This window comes from Pseudomonas sp. B19(2017) (genome assembly GCF_002113165.1).
Lineage (GTDB): Bacteria > Pseudomonadota > Gammaproteobacteria > Pseudomonadales > Pseudomonadaceae > Aquipseudomonas.
Window position 1 is genome coordinate 1 of the sequence record NZ_NEJR01000032.1, and the last position, 23858, is coordinate 23858.

General features: G+C 61.6%; 21 protein-coding genes and 1 tRNA gene. 10 read left to right on the forward strand and 12 right to left on the reverse strand.

Annotation, left to right across the window (positions count from 1 at the left end):
* Positions 1-209 precede the first annotated feature (209 nt).
* The 4 genes from CAF70_RS25430 to CAF70_RS25445 form a co-directional block, all read right to left on the reverse strand.
* A tRNA-Phe gene (locus CAF70_RS25430) sits at positions 210-285 on the reverse strand.
* A 90-nt stretch (positions 286-375) separates the two neighbouring features.
* Positions 376-648 carry an oxidative damage protection protein gene (locus CAF70_RS25435; RefSeq protein ID WP_003257478.1) on the reverse strand — a complete coding sequence of 91 codons (273 nt, stop codon included), beginning with the start codon at positions 646-648 and terminating at the stop codon, positions 376-378.
* Complete coding sequence (gene mutY, locus CAF70_RS25440) at positions 645-1712, reverse strand: A/G-specific adenine glycosylase (RefSeq protein ID WP_085625959.1); 1068 nt, start codon at positions 1710-1712, stop codon at positions 645-647. The genes CAF70_RS25435 and mutY overlap by 4 nt, the downstream gene beginning before the upstream one ends.
* Complete coding sequence (locus CAF70_RS25445) at positions 1709-3955, reverse strand: AsmA family protein (RefSeq protein ID WP_085625958.1); 2247 nt, start codon at positions 3953-3955, stop codon at positions 1709-1711. Before CAF70_RS25445 ends, mutY begins: the two co-directional genes overlap by 4 nt.
* A gap of 301 nt (positions 3956-4256) precedes the next feature.
* Here CAF70_RS25445 and CAF70_RS25450 point away from each other — a divergent pair, with 301 nt between their 5' ends.
* The 6 genes from CAF70_RS25450 (at position 4257) to hisF (ending at position 9255) form a co-directional block, all read left to right on the forward strand.
* Positions 4257-5918, forward strand: a complete 1662-nt coding sequence (locus CAF70_RS25450) for an OFA family MFS transporter (protein ID WP_085625957.1) — start codon at positions 4257-4259, stop codon at positions 5916-5918.
* 297 nt (positions 5919-6215) lie between these two features.
* Positions 6216-6809, forward strand: coding sequence for an imidazoleglycerol-phosphate dehydratase HisB (gene hisB, locus CAF70_RS25455; RefSeq protein WP_003255736.1), 594 nt, complete (start codon positions 6216-6218; stop codon positions 6807-6809).
* A complete protein-coding gene (gene hisH, locus CAF70_RS25460) occupies positions 6810-7448 on the forward strand; it encodes an imidazole glycerol phosphate synthase subunit HisH (RefSeq protein ID WP_085625956.1) in 639 nt (212 codons plus the stop codon).
* A complete protein-coding gene (locus tag CAF70_RS25465) occupies positions 7449-7709 on the forward strand; it encodes a DUF2164 domain-containing protein (RefSeq protein WP_046614499.1) in 261 nt (86 codons plus the stop codon). It begins immediately after the preceding gene.
* Between the two features lie 27 nt (positions 7710-7736).
* The gene (gene hisA, locus CAF70_RS25470; protein ID WP_085625955.1) at positions 7737-8474 is read left to right on the forward strand and encodes a 1-(5-phosphoribosyl)-5-[(5-phosphoribosylamino)methylideneamino]imidazole-4-carboxamide isomerase; all 738 of its coding nucleotides are present in this window, start codon (positions 7737-7739) and stop codon (positions 8472-8474) included.
* 10 nt (positions 8475-8484) lie between these two features.
* The gene (hisF, locus tag CAF70_RS25475; protein WP_003255729.1) at positions 8485-9255 is read left to right on the forward strand and encodes an imidazole glycerol phosphate synthase subunit HisF; all 771 of its coding nucleotides are present in this window, start codon (positions 8485-8487) and stop codon (positions 9253-9255) included.
* Positions 9256-9290: 35 nt separating this feature from the next.
* Here the strand turns inward: hisF and choV are convergent, their stop codons facing one another.
* The 3 genes from choV to CAF70_RS25490 all read right to left on the reverse strand — a co-directional run bounded on the left by choV (position 9291) and on the right by CAF70_RS25490 (position 12336).
* Positions 9291-10469: a choline ABC transporter ATP-binding protein gene (gene choV, locus CAF70_RS25480; RefSeq protein ID WP_085625954.1), complete on the reverse strand. Its 1179-nt coding sequence runs from the start codon at positions 10467-10469 to the stop codon at positions 9291-9293.
* Entirely contained in the window at positions 10466-11314 is an 849-nt protein-coding gene (gene choW / locus CAF70_RS25485; protein WP_169774667.1) for a choline ABC transporter permease subunit, read from the reverse strand. Before choW ends, choV begins: the two co-directional genes overlap by 4 nt.
* A gap of 74 nt (positions 11315-11388) precedes the next feature.
* Complete coding sequence (locus CAF70_RS25490; protein ID WP_085625953.1) at positions 11389-12336, reverse strand: choline ABC transporter substrate-binding protein; 948 nt, start codon at positions 12334-12336, stop codon at positions 11389-11391.
* A gap of 453 nt (positions 12337-12789) precedes the next feature.
* Here CAF70_RS25490 and CAF70_RS25495 point away from each other — a divergent pair, with 453 nt between their 5' ends.
* The 3 genes from CAF70_RS25495 to CAF70_RS25505 all read left to right on the forward strand — a co-directional run bounded on the left by CAF70_RS25495 (position 12790) and on the right by CAF70_RS25505 (position 18421).
* Positions 12790-14166, forward strand: coding sequence for an L-serine ammonia-lyase (locus tag CAF70_RS25495; RefSeq protein WP_085625952.1), 1377 nt, complete (start codon positions 12790-12792; stop codon positions 14164-14166).
* 499 nt (positions 14167-14665) lie between these two features.
* Positions 14666-15772, forward strand: a complete 1107-nt coding sequence (locus CAF70_RS25500) for a GlxA family transcriptional regulator (protein WP_085625951.1) — start codon at positions 14666-14668, stop codon at positions 15770-15772.
* A 204-nt stretch (positions 15773-15976) separates the two neighbouring features.
* Positions 15977-18421, forward strand: a complete 2445-nt coding sequence (locus CAF70_RS25505; protein ID WP_085625950.1) for a phosphatidylinositol-specific phospholipase C domain-containing protein — start codon at positions 15977-15979, stop codon at positions 18419-18421.
* A 121-nt stretch (positions 18422-18542) separates the two neighbouring features.
* Here CAF70_RS25505 and CAF70_RS25510 read toward each other — a convergent pair whose 3' ends face one another.
* From CAF70_RS25510 to choX, 5 genes are all read right to left on the reverse strand, one after another.
* Entirely contained in the window at positions 18543-18800 is a 258-nt protein-coding gene (locus tag CAF70_RS25510; protein ID WP_009682891.1) for a hypothetical protein, read from the reverse strand.
* Between the two features lie 368 nt (positions 18801-19168).
* Positions 19169-19645, reverse strand: coding sequence for a thioesterase family protein (locus CAF70_RS25515; protein ID WP_085625949.1), 477 nt, complete (start codon positions 19643-19645; stop codon positions 19169-19171).
* A gap of 10 nt (positions 19646-19655) precedes the next feature.
* Positions 19656-20621: an L-carnitine dehydrogenase gene (locus tag CAF70_RS25520; RefSeq protein WP_085625948.1), complete on the reverse strand. Its 966-nt coding sequence runs from the start codon at positions 20619-20621 to the stop codon at positions 19656-19658.
* A 19-nt stretch (positions 20622-20640) separates the two neighbouring features.
* Positions 20641-21525, reverse strand: a complete 885-nt coding sequence (locus tag CAF70_RS25525) for a 3-keto-5-aminohexanoate cleavage protein (RefSeq protein WP_085625947.1) — start codon at positions 21523-21525, stop codon at positions 20641-20643.
* 125 nt (positions 21526-21650) lie between these two features.
* Positions 21651-22595 (reverse strand): choline ABC transporter substrate-binding protein, encoded by a 945-nt coding sequence (gene choX, locus CAF70_RS25530; RefSeq protein ID WP_085625946.1) that lies wholly within the window; start codon positions 22593-22595, stop codon positions 21651-21653.
* Positions 22596-22740: 145 nt separating this feature from the next.
* On the opposite strand from choX, the gene CAF70_RS25535 reads away from it, so the two are divergent.
* A complete protein-coding gene (locus tag CAF70_RS25535; protein WP_085701487.1) occupies positions 22741-23685 on the forward strand; it encodes a GlxA family transcriptional regulator in 945 nt (314 codons plus the stop codon).
* The last annotated feature ends 173 nt before the right edge of the window (positions 23686-23858 follow it).

Consider the following 23858-nt stretch of genomic DNA (forward strand, 5'->3'; position numbering starts at 1 on the left):
GAGCAGGAGGGGGGATTCTTCGCTCATGGAGGTCCTTGCGGGTCGAGTCGGATTTCCGTCGTCGATTGTGAAGGTGAGCGAGTGATGGCTATTTGATGCTGGTCAATGAGGCAGGCGGGTTATGGAAAACAATAGGCAACAAAAAACCCGCACTAGGCGGGTTTCTTGTTGTCGCTTCGGGTAACTTTGCAACCACCAGAAGCTGAAGGTGGTGCCCAGAGACGGAGTCGAACCGCCGACACGAGGATTTTCAATCCTCTGCTCTACCGACTGAGCTATCTGGGCGACGAGGTGAATTAAATAGACTTTCAGACCGCTCGTCAACGACTTTTTGAAAAAATTTTAAATTAATTCCGTCGCTTACGTTCCGTGGGGTCATTCCGAGGGTGGAACGTAGCCTTCTGCCTGGGCGTATTCTTCGCCGGCAAAAAACTTGTCCATCTCGCCCTGGAGGAATTTGCGGTCCTCGGCGTTCATCATGTTCAGGCGCTTTTCGTTGATCAGCATGGTCTGGTGCTTCTGCCAGTCGGCCCAGGCTTTCTGCGAGATGTGTTCGAAGATGTCCTGGCCCTTGGCGCCGGGGTAGGGCGGGCGCTCCAGGCCTGGCAGTTCTTCTTTGTACTTGCGGCACATCACGGTGCGGGTCATCGGGCGTCTCCTGCATTCAGTTCGTCGGCCGCGCGTTTGAGCAGCTTTTTCACCGGGGCGGCGAGGCCCAGGCGCGGCGGGGTGGCGAGGTTATACCAGAGCCAGTCGGCCTCGGCCACGTGCTGGCCGACCGGGTCGACGCGCACCAGCCAGGGCTCTATCGCCAGCTGGAAGTGGCTGAAGGTATGGGTCAGGCCGTCCATGGCGCGGCTGCCAGCCAGGCGCAGGCCGTGCTGGTAGGCCAGGTCGTCGAGCTGGGCGATGTCGTCCAGCTCCGGCAGGCTCCACAAACCACCCCACAGGCCGCTGGACGGGCGACGGTAAAGCAGGATGGCGCCTTCGTGGTTGGCCAGCAATGGCATCAGGGTGCGGCGTTGCGGCAGTGCCTTGCGCGGCTTTGGCTCGGGGTAACGGGTTTCTTCACCGTGCAGGTGCGCTTCGCAGCCGCGCTGCAGTGGGCAGATCAGGCAACTGGGCTTGCTGCGGGTACACAGCGTGGCGCCCATGTCCATCATCGCCTGGGTGTAGTGGTTGGCCCGCTGCTGCGGGGTAAAGCGCTCGGCCGTGGCCCACAGCTGGTTGGCCACCTTGGGCTCGCCGGGGTAACCGGCCTGGGCGGTGTAGCGGGCCAGCACGCGCTTGACGTTGCCGTCGAGGATCGGTGCGCGGATGCCCATGCTGATGCTGGCGATAGCCCCGGCAGTCGAGCGGCCGATGCCGGGCAGCTCGGTGAGCTGCTCGACACTGCGCGGGAATTCGCCGCCATGCTGTTCGACCACGATCTTCGCGGCCTTTTGCAGGTTGCGTGCCCGAGTGTAGTAGCCCAGGCCGGTCCACAGGTGCAGCACCTCGTCCTCCGGCGCCTCGGCCAGGGCCTGCACCGTCGGCAGGGCCTGCATGAAGCGGTCGAAGTAGTTGAGCACGGTGCTGACCTGGGTCTGCTGCAACATGATTTCCGACACCCATACCCGGTACGGATTGATGCCCTGTTGCCAGGGCAGGTCGTGCCGGCCATGTTCGTCATACCAATCCAGCACTGCGCTGGAGAACTGCTCGGGGCTCATCGCTTGAACAGCCCCTTGAGCGCGTCTTTCAGTTCCGGGCTCACTTTGTCTCCGAGTTTTTCATCGATCTTGTCTTGCAAGCGGTTGCCAGCCAGTTTGGCCGCTACCTTGCCCAGGCCGTCCTGGTCCAGGCGGCAGGCCTTGGCGCCCAGCTCCAGCGGGCCGCGGCAGCGCAGCGGTATTTCCACACCGACGTAGCGTTCGTTGACCTGACAGGCCGGGTCCGGCATGGCGCGCTGGTCGCCTTCGACGAGCACGCCAACGTTGTAGTCCATGCCCAGCACGCGCAGGTCGAGGTCACCATGGCCGTTGACGGTCAGGCCCGGAATGCGCGCCTTGAGGTCCGGGTTGCTGGCGACGCCATTGCGCACTACCAGGCTGCCACGCAGTTCCTGGAACGGGGTGTCCTTGCCGCGTGGCTCGCCGGTGAGCGATTTGCGGTTCAGCGTAGCGATGGCCTGGCACAGCTGCTGCTCCAGGTTGGCATTGACCAGCACGCCGTCGTTGATGACGAAATTGGCGTTGCCGTTGAGGGTATCGACCAGGGCCTTCTGGCTGTTGCCAGTGGCGGTCAGGTCGCTGGTCAGCGTCAGCAGGCCTTTGACCGGTGGCGTCTGTTCCTTGCCCTCGGTCTTGATGAAGTGCTCCACCGGCACCCGCTGGATGTTGGTGTTGACGCCCAGTTGCGGCACGGCAGGGCGCACATCGACGGTGCCCTTGGCCTCGAAGGTGCCGTTGTACAGCTCACCGCGCAGGGTTTGCAGGGTCAGCAGGCCGCCTTGGCCGGTGGCCTTGAGCTGGGCGTCTTCGATTGGCAGTTTGTCCAGGGTCAGCGCGCCGAAGGCCAGGTCGGCCTGCAGGTCGAGGGCACGCAGGCGGTCGACCGGCAGCAGCTTGTCGTCGCTCCAGGCCACCTGGGTCGGGGCGTTGGGCAGCGGCGTGGTGCCGGCACCGGCGACCGCGCTGGCTTCCTGTTGCTTGACCTCGGCCTGACGGGCGGCGGTGGCGCCCTTGGCTTCTTCACTTTTGGCCGGCAGGTAGCGGTCGGCGTCGAAGGTGTCGCCTTTGAGCTGCAGGCGCAGGGCCTGTCTGGCGAAGTCTTCGACGGCCACGCGGCCACTGAAGGTGCTTTCGTCCAGCTTCACCGCCAGGTCTTCCAGGGCCAGGCTGTTCGGTGTGCCTTGCAGGCGGGTGACCAGCTCCAGCTTGGCGAAGGCCGCCGGGTCGTTGGTGGCCGGCAGCGGGCGGCCGATGCCGTCGAGGAAGGTGCGCAGGTCGAACTGGGCGATGGACAGGCCGCCGCTCAGCTGTGGCGCCTTGTCCAGGTCACGCAGGTTCAGCTCGCCCAGGGCGCGCAGCTGGTTGGCCGAGACTTTCAGGCCGTTCCACGAGGCGACATTGGCGGCCAGGTCGACCAGCAACTGGCCTTGGGCGGCGAAGGTCACGGCCTTGCCACCGGTGGGCTCACCCGAGGTTTCGCCCGACAGGCGCATGTCTTCGAAGTTGTAGCGCCTGAGCTTGCGGTCGAAGCGCAGCTCGCCGGCCAGTTCGGTGCGGGCCTTGATGTTCGGCTGGCTGGCACTGAGGAAGGCGCTGGCCTTGAGGGGAATGTTCGCCCCTTCGTGGACCGGCCCGGTGCTCAGCTGGATGCTCTCGGCGCTGTAGCTCTGGCCGGTCTTGGCATCGGTGTACTGCACACGGGCGTTGTTCACGGTCAGGCTGTCGATGTCCAGCTTGACGGCACGCTCGTTGCTGGCGGCCGGCGCCGACGCCTGTTCCGCCGGTGCCGGGGCCGCAGTACCGGCCTGCGCATCGGCGCTGGCACCGTTCTGCGCGGGCAGCGGCTTGCCAATGTCTTCCCAGTTGCCATGGCCGTGCTCGTCACGGGCCAGGGTCAGGTTCAGGCCCTCGACGCGCACATCGCTCATCTGCACTTCGCGGCGCAGCAATGGCAGCACCCGTACCGACAGGCCAAGCATCTGCAGGTCGGCGAATGGCTCCTTGGGTTTGTTCAAGGTGGCGATGCTCGCCTCGTGCAGCTCCAGGCCCAGCCACGGGAACAGGCTCCAGCCAATGTCACCGTTGAGGGTCAGCTCGACGTGAGCCTTGTCACGTGCCAGCTGGCGAATCTCGTCTTTGTAGTCGTTGGGATCGAAGAGGTGGGTCAGGGCGAAGCCCAGCGCCACGATGATCAGCAGCAACCCGAGAAGCCCAAGTCCCAGGATTTTGCCGAACGCTTTCATGGGCGAGTCCTTGTAGTCCGTTATTGAAATTCAGGCGGCAGAGTATAGCGCCGCAGTGGTTGCCCCTGCTTATTCGACTGGAGATACAGGGTATTTCCTACGCATTCATCAGATGGTACGGCTTTCGACCATGGTTTTTCAGCTCGGTTGGAACGCGGTCTTCTGCAGGAGCGCAAGTTTTCAGAGAGATGATCGATTCAGCCGAGCAAAAATTAACGATATCAGATTGCTTTCACGCCACTTGATGCTGCTAACCTTGCGCCGCTTTGCCTGCACCCTCCCTATAAGAAGGATCTGATCCATGAGCAGTACCGTCGCGGCGGGGACCTTGGCCAGTGCGCCAGGCTTCCTGTCGAAGGAGCGCATCATCGCCCGCCCGGGCTTCAACCGCTGGCTGGTCCCGCCCGCCGCCTTGGCCATTCACCTGTGCATCGGCATGGCCTATGGCTTTTCGGTGTTCTGGCTGCCGCTGTCGCAGGCCCTCGGCATCACCGCCCCGGTCGCCTGCGCGGCAGACATGGGCTTCATGGCCCGCATGTTCAGCGCGGAATGCGACTGGCCAATCTCCATGCTGAGCTGGATCTATACCCTGTTCTTCGTCTTCCTCGGTTGCTCGGCAGCTGTGCTGGGTGGCTGGCTGGAACACGCCGGCCCGCGCAAGGCCGGCCTGGTGTCGGCACTGTGCTGGTGCGGCGGCATGCTGATTTCGGCCATTGGCGTGAAAACCCACCAGCTGTGGCTGATGTGGCTGGGCTCCGGTGTAATCGGCGGTATCGGCCTGGGCCTGGGCTACATCTCGCCGGTGTCGACCCTGATCAAGTGGTTCCCGGACAAGCGCGGCATGGCCACCGGTATGGCGATCATGGGCTTCGGCGGCGGGGCCATGGTCGGTGCACCGTTGGCCACCGCGCTCATGGGCCACTTCGGCAATGCGCAGGAAGTGGGCGTGTGGCAGAGCTTCGTGGCCATGGCGGCGATCTACTTCGTGTTCATGACTGCCGGTGCCTTGGCGTATCGCGTGCCGCCGACCGGCTGGAAGCCCGAAGGCTGGAGCGCCCCGGCTAAGAAAGCCGGCAACACCATGGTCACCGACCGCCACGTGCACGTCAGCGTGGCCTGGAAAACCCCGCAGTTCGCCTTGATCTGGCTGGTACTGTGCCTGAACGTGTCGGCCGGTATCGGTATTCTCGGCATGGCTTCGCCGCTGCTGCAGGAAGTGTTCGCCGGCAAGTTGCTGGGCAACGAACTGGCCTTTAGTGAACTGAGCGCTGCACAGCTGGCGCAGATTGCCGCGATTGCCGCCGGCTTTACCGGCCTGCTCAGCCTGTTCAACATCGGCGGGCGGTTCTTCTGGGCGTCGTTCTCGGACTACATTGGCCGCAAGAACACCTATTTCGCTTTCTTCGCCCTGGGCGTGGGCTTGTACAGCCTGGTGCCGAACATGGGGCACCTGGGTAACGTGGCGCTGTTCGTGGCGGCGTTCTGCATCATCCTGTCGATGTACGGTGGTGGTTTTGCCACGGTACCGGCCTACCTGGCCGACCTGTTCGGCACGCAGATGGTCGGTGCCATTCATGGCCGCCTGCTGACTGCCTGGGCAGCGGCGGGAGTGCTGGGGCCAGTGCTCATTACCTACCTGCGCGAGTATCAGCTGGCGGCCGGGGTGGAGCGTGCGGCCGCTTATGACATGACCCTGTACATCCTCGCCGGCCTGTTGGTGCTGGGCTTTTTCTGCAACATGCTGGTGCGACCGGTGGCCGACAGGCATTTCATGAGTGATGCCGAACTGGCTGCAGAGCGGGCGTTGAGCCATGACAAAGGCGCCGATGGGGCGCGCTCGCTGGAGTGGAAGGCGGCGCCGGGTAGCCTGCCGCTGGTGCTGCTGGCCTGGGCAGTGGTGGTCGTGCCATTGGCCTGGGGGGTTTGGGTCACTCTGCAGAAGACGGCGGTGCTGTTCCATTGATTGGGGGTAAAACCTGCTGACGTTGCTGGCTGTACCGGCCCTATCGCCGGCAAGCCAGCTCCCACAGGTACGGCGTAGGCCTTCAGGGCAGCGTGGTCGGGGTGGGAGCTGGCTTGTCGTGGCGACGAACCGCGTCGATGGGCTGCGAAGCGGCCCCAAAAGACCGGGTTGTATAGACCTGTAACGGTATCCAGCCCCGTAATTGCTTGCTTTGCCATATGTCATCCGCGTTTCAAGCCGGCGCGTTCTAGGCCTATAATGAAGCCCTTTTCGCCTAATGATTTTGCGGAGCTGGTGATGGTCGAACGTAAGGCTTCCGTCGAGCGCAATACCCTGGAAACCCAGGTCAAGTGCTCGATCAACCTCGATGGCAGTGGCAAGGCCCGATTCGATATCGGTGTGCCTTTCCTTGAACACATGCTGGACCAGATTGCCCGCCATGGGCTGATCGATCTGGATATCGAGTGCAAGGGTGACACGCATATCGATGATCACCATACCGTCGAAGACGTCGGCATCACCCTGGGCATGGCATTCGCCCAGGCCATCGGTGACAAGAAGGGCATCTTCCGCTACGGCCACGCCTACGTGCCGCTGGACGAAGCGCTGTCGCGCGTGGTCATCGACTTCTCCGGTCGCCCGGGCCTGCAGATGCACGTGCCGTACACCCGCGCCAGCGTAGGTGGCTTCGATGTCGACCTGTTCCAGGAGTTCTTCCAGGGCTTCGTCAACCACGCCCTGGTGACCCTGCACATCGACAACCTGCGTGGCCACAACACCCACCACCAGATCGAGACCGTGTTCAAGGCTTTCGGCCGCGCCTTGCGCATGGCCATCACCCTCGACGAGCGCATGGCCGGGCAAATGCCTTCCACCAAAGGGTGCCTGTAAATGCAGACGGTAGCCGTAATCGACTATGGCATGGGCAACCTGCACTCGGTGGCCAAGGCGCTCGAGCATGTAGGGGCCGGTAAGGTGCTGGTCACCAGCGATGCCACGGTCATCCGCGAAGCCGACCGCGTTGTATTCCCGGGCGTGGGCGCGATTCGCGACTGCATGGCCGAAATCCGCCGCCTGGGCTTCGACAGCCTGGTGCGCGAAGTCAGCCAGGACCGCCCGTTCCTCGGCATTTGCGTGGGCATGCAGGCACTGCTCGACCACAGCGAAGAAAACGACGGTGTCGACTGCATCGGCCTGTTCCCCGGCCAGGTGCGCTTCTTCGGCAAAGACCTGCAGGAAGACGGCGAGCACCTGAAGGTGCCGCACATGGGCTGGAACGAAGTCGGCCAGACCAACGACCACCCGCTGTGGCACGACATCCCCGACAGTGCACGGTTCTACTTCGTGCACAGCTACTACATCAATGCCGGCAAGCCGGCCCAGGTGGTCGGCCGCGGCCATTACGGTGTCGATTTCGCCGCTGCGCTGGCCGATGGCTCGCGCTTTGCCGTGCAGTTCCACCCGGAGAAGAGCCATACCCATGGCCTGCAGCTGCTGCAGAACTTCGTTGCCTGGGACGGGCGCTGGTAAATGAGCAGGTCGAAGACCAAGGCCCCGGTCATCACCCTGGCCCCCGAGCAGGAGCGCGAAGCGCTGCATACGCTCAAGCGCTTTCTCGAAGACCGTTTCGAGCTGGAGCTGGGGTCGTTCGAAGTGGCCGAGGTCCTCGAACTGTTCAGCAAAGAAATTGCACCCCATTACTACAACAGGGCGATTGCCGATGTTCAGCTGCACCTCAAGGAGCGGTTCGAGAGCATCGAAAGCGATCTGTGGGCGCTCGAGAAGCCCTGAAACCCCAAGAACAGACAGGTTCCCAAGATGCTGATTATCCCCGCTATCGATCTGAAGGACGGTGCCTGCGTGCGCCTGCGCCAGGGCCGCATGGAAGACTCCACGGTATTTTCCGACGACCCGGTGAGTATGGCCGCCAAGTGGGTCGAGGGTGGCTGCCGCCGCCTGCACCTGGTCGACCTCAACGGCGCCTTCGAAGGCCAGCCGGTCAACGGTGAAGTGGTCACCGCCATTGCCAAGCGCTACCCGACCCTGCCGATCCAGATCGGCGGTGGCATCCGCTCGCTGGAAACCATCGAGCACTACGTCAAGGCTGGCGTCAGCTACGTGATCATCGGTACCAAGGCGGTCAAGCAGCCGGAATTCGTCGCCGAAGCGTGCAAGGCCTTCCCGGGCAAGGTTATCGTTGGCCTGGACGCCAAGGACGGCTTCGTCGCCACCGACGGCTGGGCTGAAGTGAGCTCGGTGCAGGTCATCGACCTGGCCAGGCGCTTCGAGGCCGATGGCGTCTCGGCGATCGTCTACACCGACATCGCCAAGGACGGCATGATGCAGGGCTGCAACGTGCCGTTCACCAAGGCGCTGGCAGAAGCCACCTCGATCCCGGTGATCGCCTCGGGCGGCATTCACAACCTGGGTGACATCAAAGCCCTGCTGGACGCCAAGGCCCCGGGCATCATCGGTGCCATCACCGGCCGTGCCATCTACGAAGGCACCCTCGATGTCGCCGAGGCCCAGGCCTTCTGCGACAACTACCAAGGCTGAGGACTGAACCATGGCACTGGCCAAGCGCATCATCCCTTGCCTGGACGTGGACAACGGCCGGGTGGTCAAGGGCGTCAAGTTCGAGAACATCCGTGATGCCGGCGACCCGGTGGAAATCGCCCGTCGCTACGACGAGCAAGGTGCCGACGAAATCACCTTCCTCGACATCACCGCCAGCGTCGATGGCCGCGACACAACCCTGCATACCGTCGAGCGCATGGCCAGCCAGGTGTTCATCCCGCTGACCGTGGGCGGTGGCGTGCGCACCGTGCAGGACATCCGCAACCTGCTCAATGCCGGTGCCGACAAGGTATCGATCAACACGGCCGCGGTGTTCAACCCGGAGTTTGTCGGCGAGGCCGCGGACCGTTTCGGTTCGCAGTGCATCGTTGTCGCCATCGACGCCAAGAAGGTGTCCGGGCCGGGCGAGGCTCCACGTTGGGAGATTTTCACCCACGGCGGGCGCAAGCCGACCGGGCTGGATGCCGTTGAATGGGCGAAGAAGATGGAAGGCCTTGGGGCTGGCGAGATCCTGCTGACCAGCATGGACCAGGACGGCATGAAAAATGGCTTCGACCTGGGTGTTACCCGTGCGATCAGTGATGCGCTGGGTATTCCGGTGATTGCCTCGGGTGGTGTGGGCAACCTGCAGCACCTGGCCGACGGCATTCTGGAAGGGCACGCCAGTGCGGTGCTGGCGGCCAGTATCTTCCACTTTGGTGAGTACACGGTGCCGGAGGCCAAGGCCTACATGGCTTCGCGCGGGATCGTCGTTCGCTGAAATTGATTGGGGCCGCAAAGCGGCCCCAATTGGCATCAACCGTGGTTCTTGCCCAGCAGCGCGTGATACAGCTCGCTGTCACCAAGAATCCCCACCACCTTGTCATTCTCCTGCAGCACCAGCTTGTTGCCGGTCTGGTAGCGAATCTGCAGCGCTTCACGCATGCCGATATCCGCATGTACCAAGGTCGGCTTGCGGCCCAGCCCTTCTACCGACTGCCCCGGTGCCCAGTTCTGCATCTCCAGCCCGTTCTGCCCCTGGCGTGCACGCTTGATCGAGTTGCCCTCGCCCAGGTCCAGCCACGAATCGCCACCCGGGTCCAGGCATACCGAACCATTCACTCGCTTGCAGTTGTCCAGGCTGCGCATCAGGCTACGCCCGCACAGCACGTTCAGCGGGTTGGTATGGGCGACGAAGGTGCGCACATACTCGTCGGCCGGATTGAGCACGATCTCTTCCGGTTTGCTGTACTGGATGATCCGCCCGTCCTTCATGATCGCGATGCGGCTACCCAGTTTCAGTGCCTCGTCCAGGTCGTGGCTGACGAACACGATAGTCTTGCTGAGCTTGGCCTGCAGGCCCAGCAACTCGTCTTGCAGGCCCTGGCGGATCAGCGGGTCCAGTGCCGAGAACGGTTCGTCCATCAGCAGGATGTCGGCATCCATCGCCAGCGCCCGGGCCAGGCCCACGCGCTGTTGCATACCACCAGACAGTTCGTCCGGCTTCTTGTTGCGCCACTGGGTCAGGCCCACCAGCTCGAGCTTCTCGTCGACCAGCTTGCGCCGTTCCTTCTCGGGGCGGCCCTGCATTTCCAGGCCAAAGCTGATGTTCTCGCGCACCGTCAGCCAGGGCATAAGGGCGAACTTCTGGAACACCATGGCAATGCGCTTGGTGCGCATCATCTTCAGCTCGGCCGGGGTGCAGTGGGCAATGTCGATGTGCTTGCCTTCGTGCTCGACGAACAACTTGCCGCGGCTGACGGTGTTGAGGCCGTTGATGCAGCGCAGCAAACTCGACTTGCCCGAACCGGACAGGCCCATCAGCACGCAAATCTCGCCCTTCTGGATATCCAGGTTGGCCTTCTCGACGCCCACCACCAGGCCGGTCTGCTTGAGGATCTGCTCGCGGGTCTGGCCCTTGTCGAGCAGGGCCAGCGCTTCGCGCGGCTTGTTGGAGAAGATGACGTCGACGTCTTCGAAACGAATGATGCTCATGCTTCACCCCTTACCGGCAGGTCCGGTTGCTTGCAGATACGGTCGAGCATGATCGCCAGCAGCACGATCGCCAGGCCCGCTTCGAAGCCCAGGGAAATATCGGCGGTGTTCAGTGCGTTGACCACAGGTTTACCCAGGCCGTCAGCACCGACCAGGGCGGCAATCACCACCATCGACAGCGACAGCATGATGCACTGGGTAACGCCGGCGGCGATGCTTGGCATCGCGTGCGGCAGTTCGATACGGGTGAGCAGCTGGCGCCGCGAGCAGCCAAAGGCCTTGCCGGCGTCCATCAGCTCCTGCGGGACGTCGCAGATGCCCAGGTAGGTGAGACGGATCGGCGCGGCGATGGCGAACACCACCGTCGAGATCAGCCCCGGCACCACACCCAGGCCGAACAGGGTCAGGGTGGGGATCAGGTAGACGAATGTAGGTACCGTCTGCATCAGGTCGAGTACCGGGCGCATGGCGGTATAGAACATCGGTTTGTGCGCGGCGACGATACCCAGTGGCACGCCGATGGCAACGCACACCACCGTGGCGAATGTGACCTGCGCCAGGGTTTCCATGGTTTCCTGCCAGTAACCCAGGTTGAGGATCAGCAGGAACGACAGGGCGACGAATGCGGTAAGCGCCCACTTGCGCTGGATGAAATGCGCCAGGGCGGCGAACAGCGCGATGAGCACGAACGGATTGAAGAAGGTCAGGGCACTGGTGACGCCATGGATCATGAACTCCAGGCCCTGCGCGATGGCGTCGAAGTAGTTCGCGCCGTTCTGGGTCAGCCACTCGACGAACGACGCGATGTACTGGCCCAGGGGTATTTTCTGATCGATAAGCATGATAGCGAGCTTCCACCTGCATAGATTGAAATCAACCCGGGGCGGGCACGGGCCTGCCCCGAGGTAGCGCTATTTCGTTATTGCGTCAGCTTGGCCTTGGCCGCCTCAAGGCCGGGTTTGCCATCCACGGTGGTTACGCCGGCCAGCCAGGCATCCAGTTTGCCAGGGTTGTCCTTGAGCCACTTCTTGGCCGCCGCCTCGGGTTTCATCTTGTCGTCCAGGACATAGCCCATCATGGTGCTTTCATCCTTGAGCTCGAACGACAGGTTCTTCAACAGCTGGCCAACGTTGCTGCATTCCTGCACATAGCCCTTGCGGGTGTTGGTCAATACGGTCGCCTTGCCGAAGTCGGGGCCGAAGAACTCGTCCCCGCCGGTCAGGTACTGCATCTTGAAGCGGGTGTTCATCGGGTGCGGTTCCCAGCCGAGGAACACCACTGCCTCGCCGCGTTTCTGCGCGCGGTCGACCTGCGACAGCATGCCGGCCTCGCTGGACTGGACGATCTTGAAGCCGGCGTCCTTCAGGCCGAAGGCGTTCTTGTCGATCATGCTCTGGATGGTGCGGTTGCCATCGTTGCCGGGTTCGATGCCGTAGATCTTGCCGTCCAGTTCCTGTTTGAACTTGGGAATGTCGCTGAAATCCTTCAGGCCTTTGTCATACAGCGCCTGGGGCACGGCCAGGGTGTACTTGGCGTTTTCCAGGTTGGCGCGCACGGTTTCTACCGTACCGGCGTCGCGGTACTGCTTGATGTCGTTCTCCATGGTCGGCATCCAGTTGCCGAGAAACACGTCCAGGTCCTTGCCGGTGGCCAGCGACTTGTAGGTCACCGGTACCGAGATCATGGTGGTGTGGGTCTTGTAACCCAGTGCTTCGAGCACAACGCTGGTGGTCGCGGTGGTGACCGTGATGTCGGTCCAGCCGACATCAGAGAAGCGTACCGTCTGGCATTGCTCGGGTTCGGCGGCCTGGGCCAGCAAAGGCGCGGACAGCAACGCAACCAGCAACAGCGAGGGTGAACCTTTCATGGATGGACTCCTGTGGATTTTGTCTTCGGGTTCGCGTGGTCGCCGGGCTTTCTGGGTGTCCGGTCGACAAGGCCTGCAGAGGGCAGGATGCGTGGCCGTGCTTTACGAGTCGCTTTCGATAATCCTCCAGCGCCGGGCAATCGCCTACTGGTAGGGTCGTAACCAGTACGGAACGGGTCGTATCCAGTATGGGCGATGTCGCTTATGGATTTTTCCACCCCCTCCGCCGCATTTTTACGTCACCAGGCCACCGGAAAGCGGCGTGGCGAAGGCCGCTCTCGGGTAGAAAACAGCGCGGCGCTGCTGGACAAAAGTACGTCGGTTGCAGACGGCGAGGGGGGCGGCAAAAGCCCGATGATGCGTGCATTCAAGGCGGCCTGCTGCTTCAGCCTAGCAGCTGCCCCGCCCTGCGCATGGCGCGCAGAGACAAGCCCAGCAAGAGGTGATTCGACAATGGCCATCAGCGTGTTCGACCTGTTCAAGATCGGTGTCGGGCCCTCCAGCTCCCACACCGTCGGCCCCATGCGTGCTGGCGCCCTGTTCGTCCAGGGCCTGCGAGAACGCGGCGAGCTGGAACGTGTGAAGCGGATCGAAGTGCGCCTGTATGGCTCGCTATCGGCCACCGGTGTCGGTCATGGCACCGACAATGCCACCATCATGGGCTTGATGGGCGAATGGCCTGACGCCATCGACCCGACCCAGATCGTGCCGCGCATCGCCGACCTGCGTGAAACCAACACCCTGCAGCTGGACAACCGCCTGCCCATCGAATTCGTCTGGGCCCGCGACATGCTGCTGCTGGACGAGAACCTGCCGTACCACCCCAACGCCATGACCCTGATAGCCGAAGGCGAGCAGGGCGAGCTGCACCGCGACACTTATTACTCGGTGGGTGGCGGCTTCGTGGTCGATGCTGCCCAGGCTGCCAGCGGCGTGCTGGATGCCGACCAGACGGTGCTGCCGTACGATTTCAACAGCGCCGCTGAACTGCTGCGCCTGTGCAAGCAAAACGACCTCAGCGTGTCGCAATTGATGATGGCCAACGAGAAGGTCTGGCGCAGCGAGGAAGAAATCCGCGCCGGCCTGCACAAGCTCTGGGAAGCCATGCAGGAATGCGTCAACAATGGCCTCAAGTACGAGGGCACGTTGCCCGGCGGGTTGAACGTGCGCCGCCGCGCCGCCAAGCTGCACCGCAGCCTGCAGGAAATCGGCAAGCCCAACGTCATCGGCTCGACCATGAGTGCCATGGAGTGGGTCAACCTGTTCGCCCTGGCGGTCAACGAAGAAAACGCCGCCGGCGGGCGCATGGTCACCGCGCCGACCAATGGCGCGGCGGGCATCATCCCGGCGGTGTTGCACTACTACATGCGCTTCAGCGATGCGGTGAACGAGTCCAGCGTGGTCGACTTCTTCCTCGCTGCTGCCGCGGTGGGCATCCTGTGCAAGAAGAATGCATCGATCTCGGGTGCCGAAGTGGGCTGCCAGGGTGAAGTCGGTTCGGCTTGCGCCATGGCTGCGGCGGGCCTTGCCGAAGTGCTGGGTGCCACCCCGCCCCAGGTGGAGAACGCTGCCGAGATCGCCCTGGAACACAACCTGGGCCTGACCTGCGACCCGGTCGGCGGGTTGGTGCAGGTGCCGTGCATCGAGCGCAACGCGATTGCTGCGGTAAAGGCCATCAACGCGGTACAGATGGCCCTGCGTGGTGACGGCGAGCACTTCATTTCCCTCGATCAGGTGATCCGCACCATGCGCGATACCGGGGCCGACATGCACGACAAGTACAAAGAGACCTCGCGTGGTGGTCTGGCGGTCAGTGCTATCGAATGCTGATAGTCTGATTTGACCTAAAGGTCCTCTTCGCGGGCACGCCCGCTCCCACAGGAACTGCGCAATCCCTGTGGGAGCGGGCGTGCCCGCGAAGGGGCCCTCGAGATTGAAACAGGTGCAGCACAGCCACAAATGTCTCTTTATGGTGCAGTGCGACGCATACCGATCGTCGGGTGTCGTTATCAATGTGGGCATTGTCGGTGACACTAAAGAGTGTCGTTTCTGGGCATCCTAGACTGCGCCTGTCACCAAATTGCTCAGCCGTTACACGCGCAACGCCTAGCACGCCCGTTCTACAGAGATTGGCCGGCTCGACCAAAGCACCTGATTTGCCTGATATAGGCGTCGTTTTCAGGTTTTTTTGGATAGGCGTTCAATTTCCGGCACGGCGTTTGCGTTGAGTTTGGCACCAAGGCCCCTGCACATGAAACCGGGGTCATACATAACAAGAAATCAGTGCCCGCCTGAGGCACACCCTGCATTTGTGTGAGGAGAAATCGCGATGACGTCGTACACCTCCGGGAACCCAACCCAGAACCGCACAGCCCCCCAGTCCATCGGGTTTCTCCTATTGGACAATTTCACCCTGATTTCCCTGGCATCGGCCGTCGAGCCGCTGCGCATGGCCAACCAGCTATCCGGCCGCGAGCTGTACCGCTGGCACACCCTCACCGTCGATGGCGGCCAGGTGTGGGCCAGCGATGGTTTGCAGATCACTCCGGACGCGGCGATGCACAGCGCCCCACCTATCGACACCGTGATCGTCTGCGGTGGCGTCGGCATCCAGCGCACCGTTACCCGTGAGCATGTCACCTGGTTGCAAGCCCAGGCCCGGCAGTCGCGCCGCCTTGGTGCAGTGTGTACCGGCAGCTGGGCACTGGCCTGCGCTGGTCTGCTCGATGGTTTTGATTGCAGCGTGCATTGGGAATGCCTGGCAGCCATGCAGGAGGCCTATCCACGGGTCAACATGAGCACCCGCCTGTTCACCCTCGACCGCAACCGCTTCACCAGCTCCGGCGGCACCGCGCCGCTGGACATGATGCTGCACCTGATCAGTCGCGACCACGGCCGTGAACTGTCGGCGGCAATCTCCGAAATGTTCGTCTACGAGCGTATTCGCAACGAGCAGGACCACCAGCGCGTACCGCTCAAGCACATGCTGGGTACCAACCAGCCGAAGCTGCAGGAAATCGTCGCGCTGATGGAGGCCAACCTCGAAGAGCCGATCGACCTGGACGAACTGGCGGTTTATGTATCGGTATCGCGACGCCAGCTTGAGCGCCTGTTCCAGAAGTACCTGCACTGTTCGCCGTCGCGTTACTACCTGAAGCTGCGCCTGATCCGCGCCCGGCAGTTGCTGAAGCAGACGCCGATGTCGATCATCGAAGTGGCGTCGGTATGCGGCTTCGTGTCTACCCCGCACTTCTCCAAGTGCTACCGCGAGTACTTCGGCATTCCACCGCGTGACGAGCGCGTGGGTTCCAACACCGCGCAGCAGGTGGCGATGATGCCGATCCCGCAGGCCATGACCCTGTCGCCGCACAGCGGGCCAATGGCGGCCCTGAGCCAGGCGCGCAACGAGTCGACCTTTGCCAGCGTAAGGCTCTGAACGGCGCTCGCCTCTTCGCGGGTAAACCCGCTCCTACAGGGACTGCACGGATTTTTAACCTGTGCGTCCCTCAATTTCTCCTGAATGGCGTGAGGCAAACAATTTAGCCCATCAGCCTAACTGCCGAAACTGACATTTTTGCTAGTTGTTGCCTATACAGCCAGCGCGCTAAATGGGCCACCAACATCACTGAGTGAAGCAATCATGACCAGTTCGACAACCTCGGAAGTTGTGGAAATCAGCTTTATCAGCCCGGACGGCGATATCCTTCTGCTCACCACTGAGCCGTATAATATGAATCCGCAGGCGTGGGGCGAGTATGAAGAGATTGACCGACCACAATCAATTGCATTGGGTATTTTCGATCTCGACGTAGTGGTGAGCACTAACCCTGACGGTATTTGGCGTAAACGCGTTGCTGTACCTCAACGGAATACAGCGCCCGCCGCTGACGGGAATCATGAAAGCTTGTCCCCTGTCAGTGAAACTAAATTAGCCGAAGAATTGTTGAATTCAAATGGCGGTATTTTTTATGAAATCAGTGCTATGGCCGAAATCGAAGGCGTATTCAGCACGATAGTTAGACTTTACCCGCAAGGGTATACAGGTAATTCGGCTGATTATTATTGGGCGCATCCCTATCCGCTGAAAGACTATCTGGATAGAATACATCCTGAATCGTTAAAGCCAGAAGTGCTGAAAAATGTTAATGCGCGTTGGTCTATAACTTTTATGCTGCCGAACGGTGGGAAACAGACACGCAGCGTAGATGAGTGCTCACAGCCAGGCGTAGATCAGACCTATAGAGACAACGAAGTCTATTTCCAATCCAAGTATGGGCAAACCTTCGGTACGGCCAACGAAGTCATCAGAGGGTCATACACGGTCGAAGAGTCAATGGTCAGTGAGGGAGAAGACCCGAAGGGGCGTGTCAAGCCTGTATTCACCAAGGACTTTGGTTCCGCAGGAAAACTGAACTTCAGCGTCGGGCGTCATGGCACGCATGAGGTAGCAAATTGGTTCAAAGCCCGAGTCAAGGACGCTGAAAACACGTTTGGTCATTCACCCGATAAACTCAACTTCGCTTTCAAAGGGACATTGAAGTTGACTGTGACTGGTGGGAGTTTCGAAGGGGGCGCACAAGACCTGGAGTTCAGGAATGTCTACCTCGCCCAGGGCCACACCGGGGTAGCGAACAACTGGTGGTTCGGCGCTGAAGGCGCCCATAACCCGGATGACGGTCGTCGTTGGGTACGGGCCAACGGCAGGGCCAAGACCCCTTACGGTCATTTCCCTGCCTCTATGTATTTCCAGCGCGGCGGAGAGCCCAATACTGACGAGAAGATCTTTATTTACAATGGTTCGCTCGATGCGCTGCCAGGTAACGCGTGGATGAAATCGCTGCATGATAGCTGGCGCCTGCAGCAGCTGGTACTTCCGGGTACCCATCACTCCGGCATGGGGCAGTACATCGACCATTGCACCGGTGGCGCAGTTGGACAATCAATGTCGAAAACACAATCTGTAGGCATCGGTGATCAACTTAACATGGGGGTTCGATACCTGGATATTCGCGTATTCACATACGAAAATGAATTGGTATGCTATCACCGAACTGGAACAGGCTCTGGTATGGGTTGCAATGGCACGCCCCTCGCTCTGGTGCTATATAATATTACTCGGTTCTTGAGCGAGCACCCCGGTGAGTTTGTAGTTTTATCATTTTCGCACATAGCCACGGAGGATCGCTCCTTGGTGGAGGCGATGCTTAGAAATACGGCTTATAACAGTTTCTTATTTAAATATGAAATGCCAGGCGAAGTCGAGAAGCGGCGAGCCGTTAATGAGTTCACAGTCGCTGAGTTGCGTGGAAAGATATTGGTTGTTAGCGACTCGTTAACAGCTGCGCCCGCGTCAGGGTTTTTCAGGAAGAGCAATGTTACGGGCAATGGAAAATATGGTATTTTTGATGAGTATGCTGACGATAACGATCCGGGAAGAGTGATTTCTGATCAACTGAGGAAGTGGGGCAAACATTACAATTCCAGCCGGTATGGTTTCATGTTGAACTGGATCTGCACGCCGCGAGGCATTGATGATTCAATCGAGCAGATGGCAAAAAAAATAAATGCGGAATTGGCGGGCAACCTTAACAACTATATGGGGAGTTGGGCAGCACCGCAGGTGGTCTTGCTGGACTTCGCTACACCAGAACTGATCAACGTTATCATTAATCAAAATCTACAAAATCTAAATGCCCCAGAAGAGCCCGGCGGCGGTGATGAGACAGAGCGTCCGTTGGTGACTTTTGATTTGTATCCAGAGCCCGACTTCCAGGGCAGCGTCGCTAGAGTACGTGTACCGTATTGGTGGTTTATTCCGGTTTTCCGGAACATAAGAAATCATGGGGGTAGCATGCGCGTATCGCTGCAGCCATGGAGCAAAAGAGGGCGGGCGGTTGTCGTGGGAGGGTGGGGGTTGGTGATCTTAAGGCGATTCTTGATTTCCAAGGATTATACCGGAACGGGTTTTGACATCCCTCTGCTGGGTGATACTGGAGGCGGAACGCCCGAAGGCGTGACCCATAACGTGTTTGTGAAGATACCTGCTCATATCAGGTGGTTCGTCATGATCCCCTACAACGAGTAAGCAAGCCAAGCGTGAAGGGGTCTATTCGGTGAAATAAGGGCTATGCGAATCGCGCAAAGCCCTCAATGCCAATTACGGAGTGCGTTTAAGCTCTGCCACGCCCCTGTAATCGCTGCGCCCCTCAGGCGCGCTTGTTGAACTGCGCCAACGCCGGCAACAGCTGTTTGTCGATGGCCTGGCGCACCGCCGGCAGGATCGTCGCGCTCCCGGTATACATCTGCTCCACCATCCCCTTCAGCGCCCGTGCATTGGGCTCGGTCAGCCCACGCACCACCGCTTCGCAGGCCTGCTCGGCAGTCGCCCCGGCCGGAATATCGAACCCGCGCGCGCGCAGGTGGCCTGCCAGGTCGTCCTGGTCTATCAAATCCGCATGCATCATGGCTGTTGTCCCTTTTATCGCTAAGAGAGTGCTGCTGTGATTTACGACCGATTCTGTGACGCCGGCGACATGCCCGCAACAACAGAATGGTGCCGTGGCTGCATTGGCTAAGAACAGGTCGTTTCCGGCTAAATCGAGCACCTTGGAAGGCCGCACACTGAAGCCATTCACGGTACCTGAGGGTTTGGTCACCCTCGTTCATGCACAGTGGATGTTGCTCGCTCTTGGCCCCGGATGCTCACGGCTTTCCGGGGTTATTTTTTTGCCCGGATACATAACCTGTGGGAGCGGGCGTGCCCGCGAATGCGGCGGTGGATCCACCATCGCATTCGCGGGCATGCCCGCTCCCACAGGTTATGGGTTGCTGCTCAGTTTGGCGTAGGCAGGGTTATTAATCGGCCCAGGTACTCAGCCGACGGCAGGCCCTGCTGCTCATCCACCAACCCTTGCAGCAACCCGACACTTCGCTCACTGAAAGGTGCCGACTTCGGCCCCGTCAGGTCCACATGCAGCAGCATCTGCTCGCTGGCCGCCAGCGCCTCGTCGAACCCCGCCCGGTGCAGGCTGTGGTAGATATGCAGGCGCTTGCGGTCGAAACCGATAACCTGCGTCTGCACCCACACCTCGGTGCCCAGCTTCACTTCGTGCAGGTAGTTGATGTGTGCCTCCAGGGTGAACAGCGAATTGCCGCTCTGCCCACGACTGTCGGCATCGAGGCCGATGCGCTCCATCAGCGCATCGGTGGCGTAGCTGAAGATCAGCAGGTAGAAGGCATCGCGCAGATGCCCGTTGTAGTCGACCCAGTCTTCCAGGACCGGGGTACGGTAGGTGATCAGTGCGGGCATCGTCTGCTCCTCAGTCGCCAAAGGCCATGCCATGGCTGGCCTTGCTGGTTCTCACCGCTTCCAGCACGGCCAGCAGGGTGTCATCACGATAGCGCTCAAGCGCCGCAATGCTGCGGTCACCCAACTGCTCCGACGTGCCTTCGACCACATCGTCGATCAGCTTGTCGGTCAACTCTGGCGCTGGCAGGTAGGTCCAGGGCAGCTTCAGCGCAGGGCCGAACTGGGCCATGAAGTGGCGCATGCCGGCGTCGCCACCGGCCAGGGTGTAGGTGAGGAACGTGCCCATGAACGACCAGCGCAGGCCGGCGCCGAAGCGGATCGCGTCGTCGATTTCGCCGGTGCTGGCCACGCCGTCGTTGACCAGATGCAGGGCCTCGCGCCACAGCGCTTCGAGCAGGCGGTCGGCGATGAAGCCAGGGACTTCCTTGCGCACATGCAGCGGGCGCATGCCCAGTGCGGTGTAGATGGTTTTTGCGGCTTCGATGGCTTCGGGAGCAGTGCGATTGCCGCCGACGATCTCGACCAGCGGCAGCAGGTAAACCGGGTTGAACGGGTGACCGACCACGCAACGTTCAGGGTGAGTGGATGACTCGTAGAACTCGCTGGGCAGCAGGCCCGAGGTGCTGGAACCGATGATCGCGTCGGGCTTGGCGGCAGCGCTGATCTTGGCGTGCAGGTCAAGCTTCAGGTCCAGGCGCTCGGGTGCGCTTTCCTGGATGAAATCAGCGTCGCGTACGCACTCCTCGATGGTGGCCACGAATTTCAGCCGGTCCTGGGACGCACCGGGTGTCAGGCCTTGTTTCTCCAGGGCTGGCCAGGCGTTGGCGATGCGCTTGCGCAGGGCCTGCTCGGCGCCGGGCGCCGGGTCCCAGGCGACCACGTCCAGGCCATGGGCGAGGGCGCGGGCGACCCAGCCGCTGCCGATCACGCCACTACCCAGGGCGGCGAAGGTCTTGATCTCGGTGATGAAGGGCATATCGGTCTCCTGAAGGGGATCAGCGGCGCTTGAGGTTCATTTTTTCCCGGCCTTCTGCCGGGCTGAGTACGCGGCCACCCATGCGGGTGATGATTTCGGCAGCGCGCTCCACCAGCTGACCGTTGCTGGCCAGCACCCCACGATCGAGGTACAGGTTGTCTTCCAGGCCAACCCGCACGTTGCCGCCGAGCAGCACCGCTTGCGCAGCCATTGGCATCTGCATGCGGCCGATGCCGAACCCGGCCCAGGTGACGTTGGCTGGCAGGTTGTCGACCATGGCCTTCATGGTGGTGGTATCAGCCGGTGCGCCCCACGGGATGCCCAGGCACAGCTGGAAAAGCGGGTCTTCGAGCAGGCCTTCTTTCATCATCTGCTTGGCGAACCACAGGTGGCCGGTATCGAAGATTTCCAGCTCGGCTTTTACACCCAGTTCGGTGATGCGCCTGGCACCGGCGCGCAGCTGCGCCGGGGTGGAAACGTAGATCGAGTTGCCGTCGCCGAAGTTGAGGGTGCCGCAGTCGAGGGTGCAGATTTCCGGTAGCAGCGCTTCGACGTGGGCCAGGCGCTCCAGGGGGCCGATCAGGTCGGTACCCGGGCCGAACTCCAGGGGTGTTTCCCCCGGGCCGATTTCCAGGTCGCCACCCATGCCGGCGGTAAGGTTGACGATGATGTCTACATCGGCTTCACGAATGCGCTCCATGACTTCGCGATACAACGCCACATCGCGGCTGAAGCGGCCGGTTTGCGGGTCGCGGACGTGGCAGTGGACCACGGTGGCGCCGGCTTTGGCGGCCTCTACTGCAGACTCGGCGATCTGCTTGGGGGTGACGGGAACGAGGTGGCTTTTCGAGGCGGTGTCGCCGGCGCCGGTGAGGGCGCAGGTGATGATGACATCGTGGTTCATGGCGGGGTTCCTTGTGGTATCTGTGGTGGCCTTTTCGCGGGCACGCCCGCTCCCACAGGGTCTGCGCAGACCTTGAGCATTGCGCTGTACCTGTAGGAGCAGCCTTGTGCTGCGAAAGGGCCTTGTCAGTTGGCGGTGAGCTTGAGGTTGTCCGCAGCCGGCTTGCCATCAAAGGTGGTCACACCTTCCAGCCAGCGGGCCTTGTCCTCGGGGTGGTCCTTGAGCCACTGGCGGGCCGACTCCAGCGCGTCCTTGTGGTCGAGCAGCGGCTGCATCATGCGGCTCTCGTCCTCGGCGCTGAACTTCAGGTTGGCCAGCAGGCGGTGGGCGTTGGGGCAGCGTTCGGCGTAGTCTGGCGCAGTCACCGTCCACACCGTGGCGCGGCCTTCGTCCGGGCCCAGGGCGTCCTGGCTGTCACCCAGGTAGGCCATGTCGATGTTCACGTTCATCGGGTGCGGCGCCCAGCCGAAGAACACCACCGCTTCCTTGCGCCGTACGGCGCGGTCGACGGCGGCGAGCATGCCGGCCTCGCTGGACTCGACCAGCTGGAACTTGCCCAGGCCGAACTGGTTCTTGGTGATCATCGCCTTGATCTGGGTATTGGCACCGGAGCCTGGCTCGATGCCGTAGATCTTGCCGCCCAGCTCCTTCTCGAACTTGTGGATGTCGGCGAAGGTCTTCAAACCCTTGTCGTACAGGTATTTGGGCACGGCGAGGGTGGCGCGGGCGTCTTCCAGGCTGGGTTTTTCGAGGACTTTGACCTGGTTGGCGTCGACGAACGGGGTGATGGTCTGGGTCATGATCGGGTTCCAGTAACCCAGGAACATGTCCAGGCGTTTGTCGCGGATGCCGGCGAAGATGATCTGCTGCGAAGCGCTGGTCTGTCTGGTCTGGTAGCCAAGGCCATCGAGCAGCACTTGGGCCATGGCGCTGGTGGCGATGACATCGGTCCAGTTGACCACGCCCAGACGGACGTTCTTGCAGGCCGCTGGTTCTGCGGCATACAGCGGGGAAGCGACGATAGTTGTCAGAGCTACGGATAACAGGCTGCGGCGGATCAAGCGTTGCATGGTGGCTCTCCATCGGCAGGGCGTTTTTTATAGGGGCCGGCCTCTCTGGGCCGTGTGAACACGCTACGCTGCTGCCAGGGTGGAAAATCGCACCCTGGCGACCAACAATTGCACGGAGGCGACCACCTTTGCCGTGGAGCATGCAATGCCGCAAATCATTCATTTCCTGTTGTTGCCCGGCTTCTCGGCCATGGGCTTCATCAGCGCCCTGGAGCCACTGCGGGTGGCCAACCGCTTCAAAGGCCCGTCGTATCGCTGGCAGGTGTTGAGCCTGGACGGCGGTGCGGTGCTGGCCAGCAATGGCATGTCGGTTAACGCCGATGCGGCGCTGGCGGCGGGCGAGCCTGGCGGCATCCTGCTGATCGTCGCCGGTTTCGAACCACTGGCCTGTTACGGGCCGACGCTGCAGCAGGCGCTGCGCCGTCTGGACCATGAGGGGGTGATTCTGGGTGGCATCGATACCGGCGCGGTGGTGCTGGCCGAGGCCGGTCTGCTCGACGGCCATCGCGCCACCGTGCACTGGGAGGCACTGGAGGCGTTCAAGGAGAATTACCCGAGCCTGCAGGCGACCCAGGAGCTGTTCGAGATCGACCGGCGGCGCATTACCTGTGCCGGTGGCACCGCTTCGATCGACCTGATGCTCGACCTGATAGCGCAAGCCCACGGTAGTGAACTGGCGGTGCAGGTGTCGGAGCAATTCGTGCTCGGACGTATCCGCCAGCGACAGGACCACCAGCGCATGCAGATCGCTAGCCGCTATGGCATCAGCAACAAGAAGCTGGTGAAGGTGATTGGCGAAATGGAGCGCAACACCGAGCAGCCGCTCAATACCCAGGTGCTGGCCGAAGCGGTGCAGGTGACCCGGCGCCAGCTGGAGCGGCTGTTCCGGGTGCACCTGGATGACACGCCCAGTGGGTTCTATTTGCGACTGCGGCTGGATAAAGCCAGGCAGTTGTTGCGCCAGACCGACATGACTGTGCTGGAGGTGGGGGTGGCGTGCGGGTTCGAGTCGGCTTCGTACTTTACCCGCTGTTATCGGGCGCGGTACCAGCGTTGCCCGCGAGAGGACCGCCTGGCCCGGGTGGTTTGATTTGCGCCTGTACCGGCCTCTTCGCGGGCACGCCCGCTCCCACAGGAACCCCGCCGCCCATGTGGGAGCGGGCGTGCCCGCGAAGAGGCCGGTACAGGCTTACTGCTGGCCGATGGACTGCAGGTACTCCGAGCGGTCATCACTGCGCTGCGCCACACAGGTATCCCAGGCCG

Bases quoted from the DNA above. Each gene is read 5' to 3' on its own strand.
- hisA (WP_085625955.1), top strand. From the start codon at position 7,737: ATGCTGATTATCCCCGCTATCGATCTGAAGGACGGTGCCTGCGTGCGC.
- CAF70_RS25490 (WP_085625953.1), bottom strand. From the start codon at position 12,336: ATGAAAGGTTCACCCTCGCTGTTGCTGGTTGCGTTGCTGTCCGCGCCT.
- hisH (WP_085625956.1), top strand. From the start codon at position 6,810: ATGCAGACGGTAGCCGTAATCGACTATGGCATGGGCAACCTGCACTCG.
- CAF70_RS25465 (WP_046614499.1), top strand. From the start codon at position 7,449: ATGAGCAGGTCGAAGACCAAGGCCCCGGTCATCACCCTGGCCCCCGAG.
- CAF70_RS25525 (WP_085625947.1), bottom strand. From the start codon at position 21,525: ATGAACCACGATGTCATCATCACCTGCGCCCTCACCGGCGCCGGCGAC.
- CAF70_RS25535 (WP_085701487.1), top strand. From the start codon at position 22,741: ATGCCGCAAATCATTCATTTCCTGTTGTTGCCCGGCTTCTCGGCCATG.
- mutY (WP_085625959.1), bottom strand. From the start codon at position 1,712: ATGAGCCCCGAGCAGTTCTCCAGCGCAGTGCTGGATTGGTATGACGAA.
- CAF70_RS25510 (WP_009682891.1), bottom strand. From the start codon at position 18,800: ATGATGCATGCGGATTTGATAGACCAGGACGACCTGGCAGGCCACCTG.
- CAF70_RS25520 (WP_085625948.1), bottom strand. From the start codon at position 20,621: ATGCCCTTCATCACCGAGATCAAGACCTTCGCCGCCCTGGGTAGTGGC.
- CAF70_RS25450 (WP_085625957.1), top strand. From the start codon at position 4,257: ATGAGCAGTACCGTCGCGGCGGGGACCTTGGCCAGTGCGCCAGGCTTC.
- CAF70_RS25505 (WP_085625950.1), top strand. From the start codon at position 15,977: ATGACCAGTTCGACAACCTCGGAAGTTGTGGAAATCAGCTTTATCAGC.
- CAF70_RS25500 (WP_085625951.1), top strand. From the start codon at position 14,666: ATGACGTCGTACACCTCCGGGAACCCAACCCAGAACCGCACAGCCCCC.
- choX (WP_085625946.1), bottom strand. From the start codon at position 22,595: ATGCAACGCTTGATCCGCCGCAGCCTGTTATCCGTAGCTCTGACAACT.
- hisB (WP_003255736.1), top strand. From the start codon at position 6,216: ATGGTCGAACGTAAGGCTTCCGTCGAGCGCAATACCCTGGAAACCCAG.
- hisF (WP_003255729.1), top strand. From the start codon at position 8,485: ATGGCACTGGCCAAGCGCATCATCCCTTGCCTGGACGTGGACAACGGC.
- CAF70_RS25445 (WP_085625958.1), bottom strand. From the start codon at position 3,955: ATGAAAGCGTTCGGCAAAATCCTGGGACTTGGGCTTCTCGGGTTGCTG.
- CAF70_RS25515 (WP_085625949.1), bottom strand. From the start codon at position 19,645: ATGCCCGCACTGATCACCTACCGTACCCCGGTCCTGGAAGACTGGGTC.
- CAF70_RS25435 (WP_003257478.1), bottom strand. From the start codon at position 648: ATGACCCGCACCGTGATGTGCCGCAAGTACAAAGAAGAACTGCCAGGC.
- choV (WP_085625954.1), bottom strand. From the start codon at position 10,469: ATGAGCATCATTCGTTTCGAAGACGTCGACGTCATCTTCTCCAACAAG.
- CAF70_RS25495 (WP_085625952.1), top strand. From the start codon at position 12,790: ATGGCCATCAGCGTGTTCGACCTGTTCAAGATCGGTGTCGGGCCCTCC.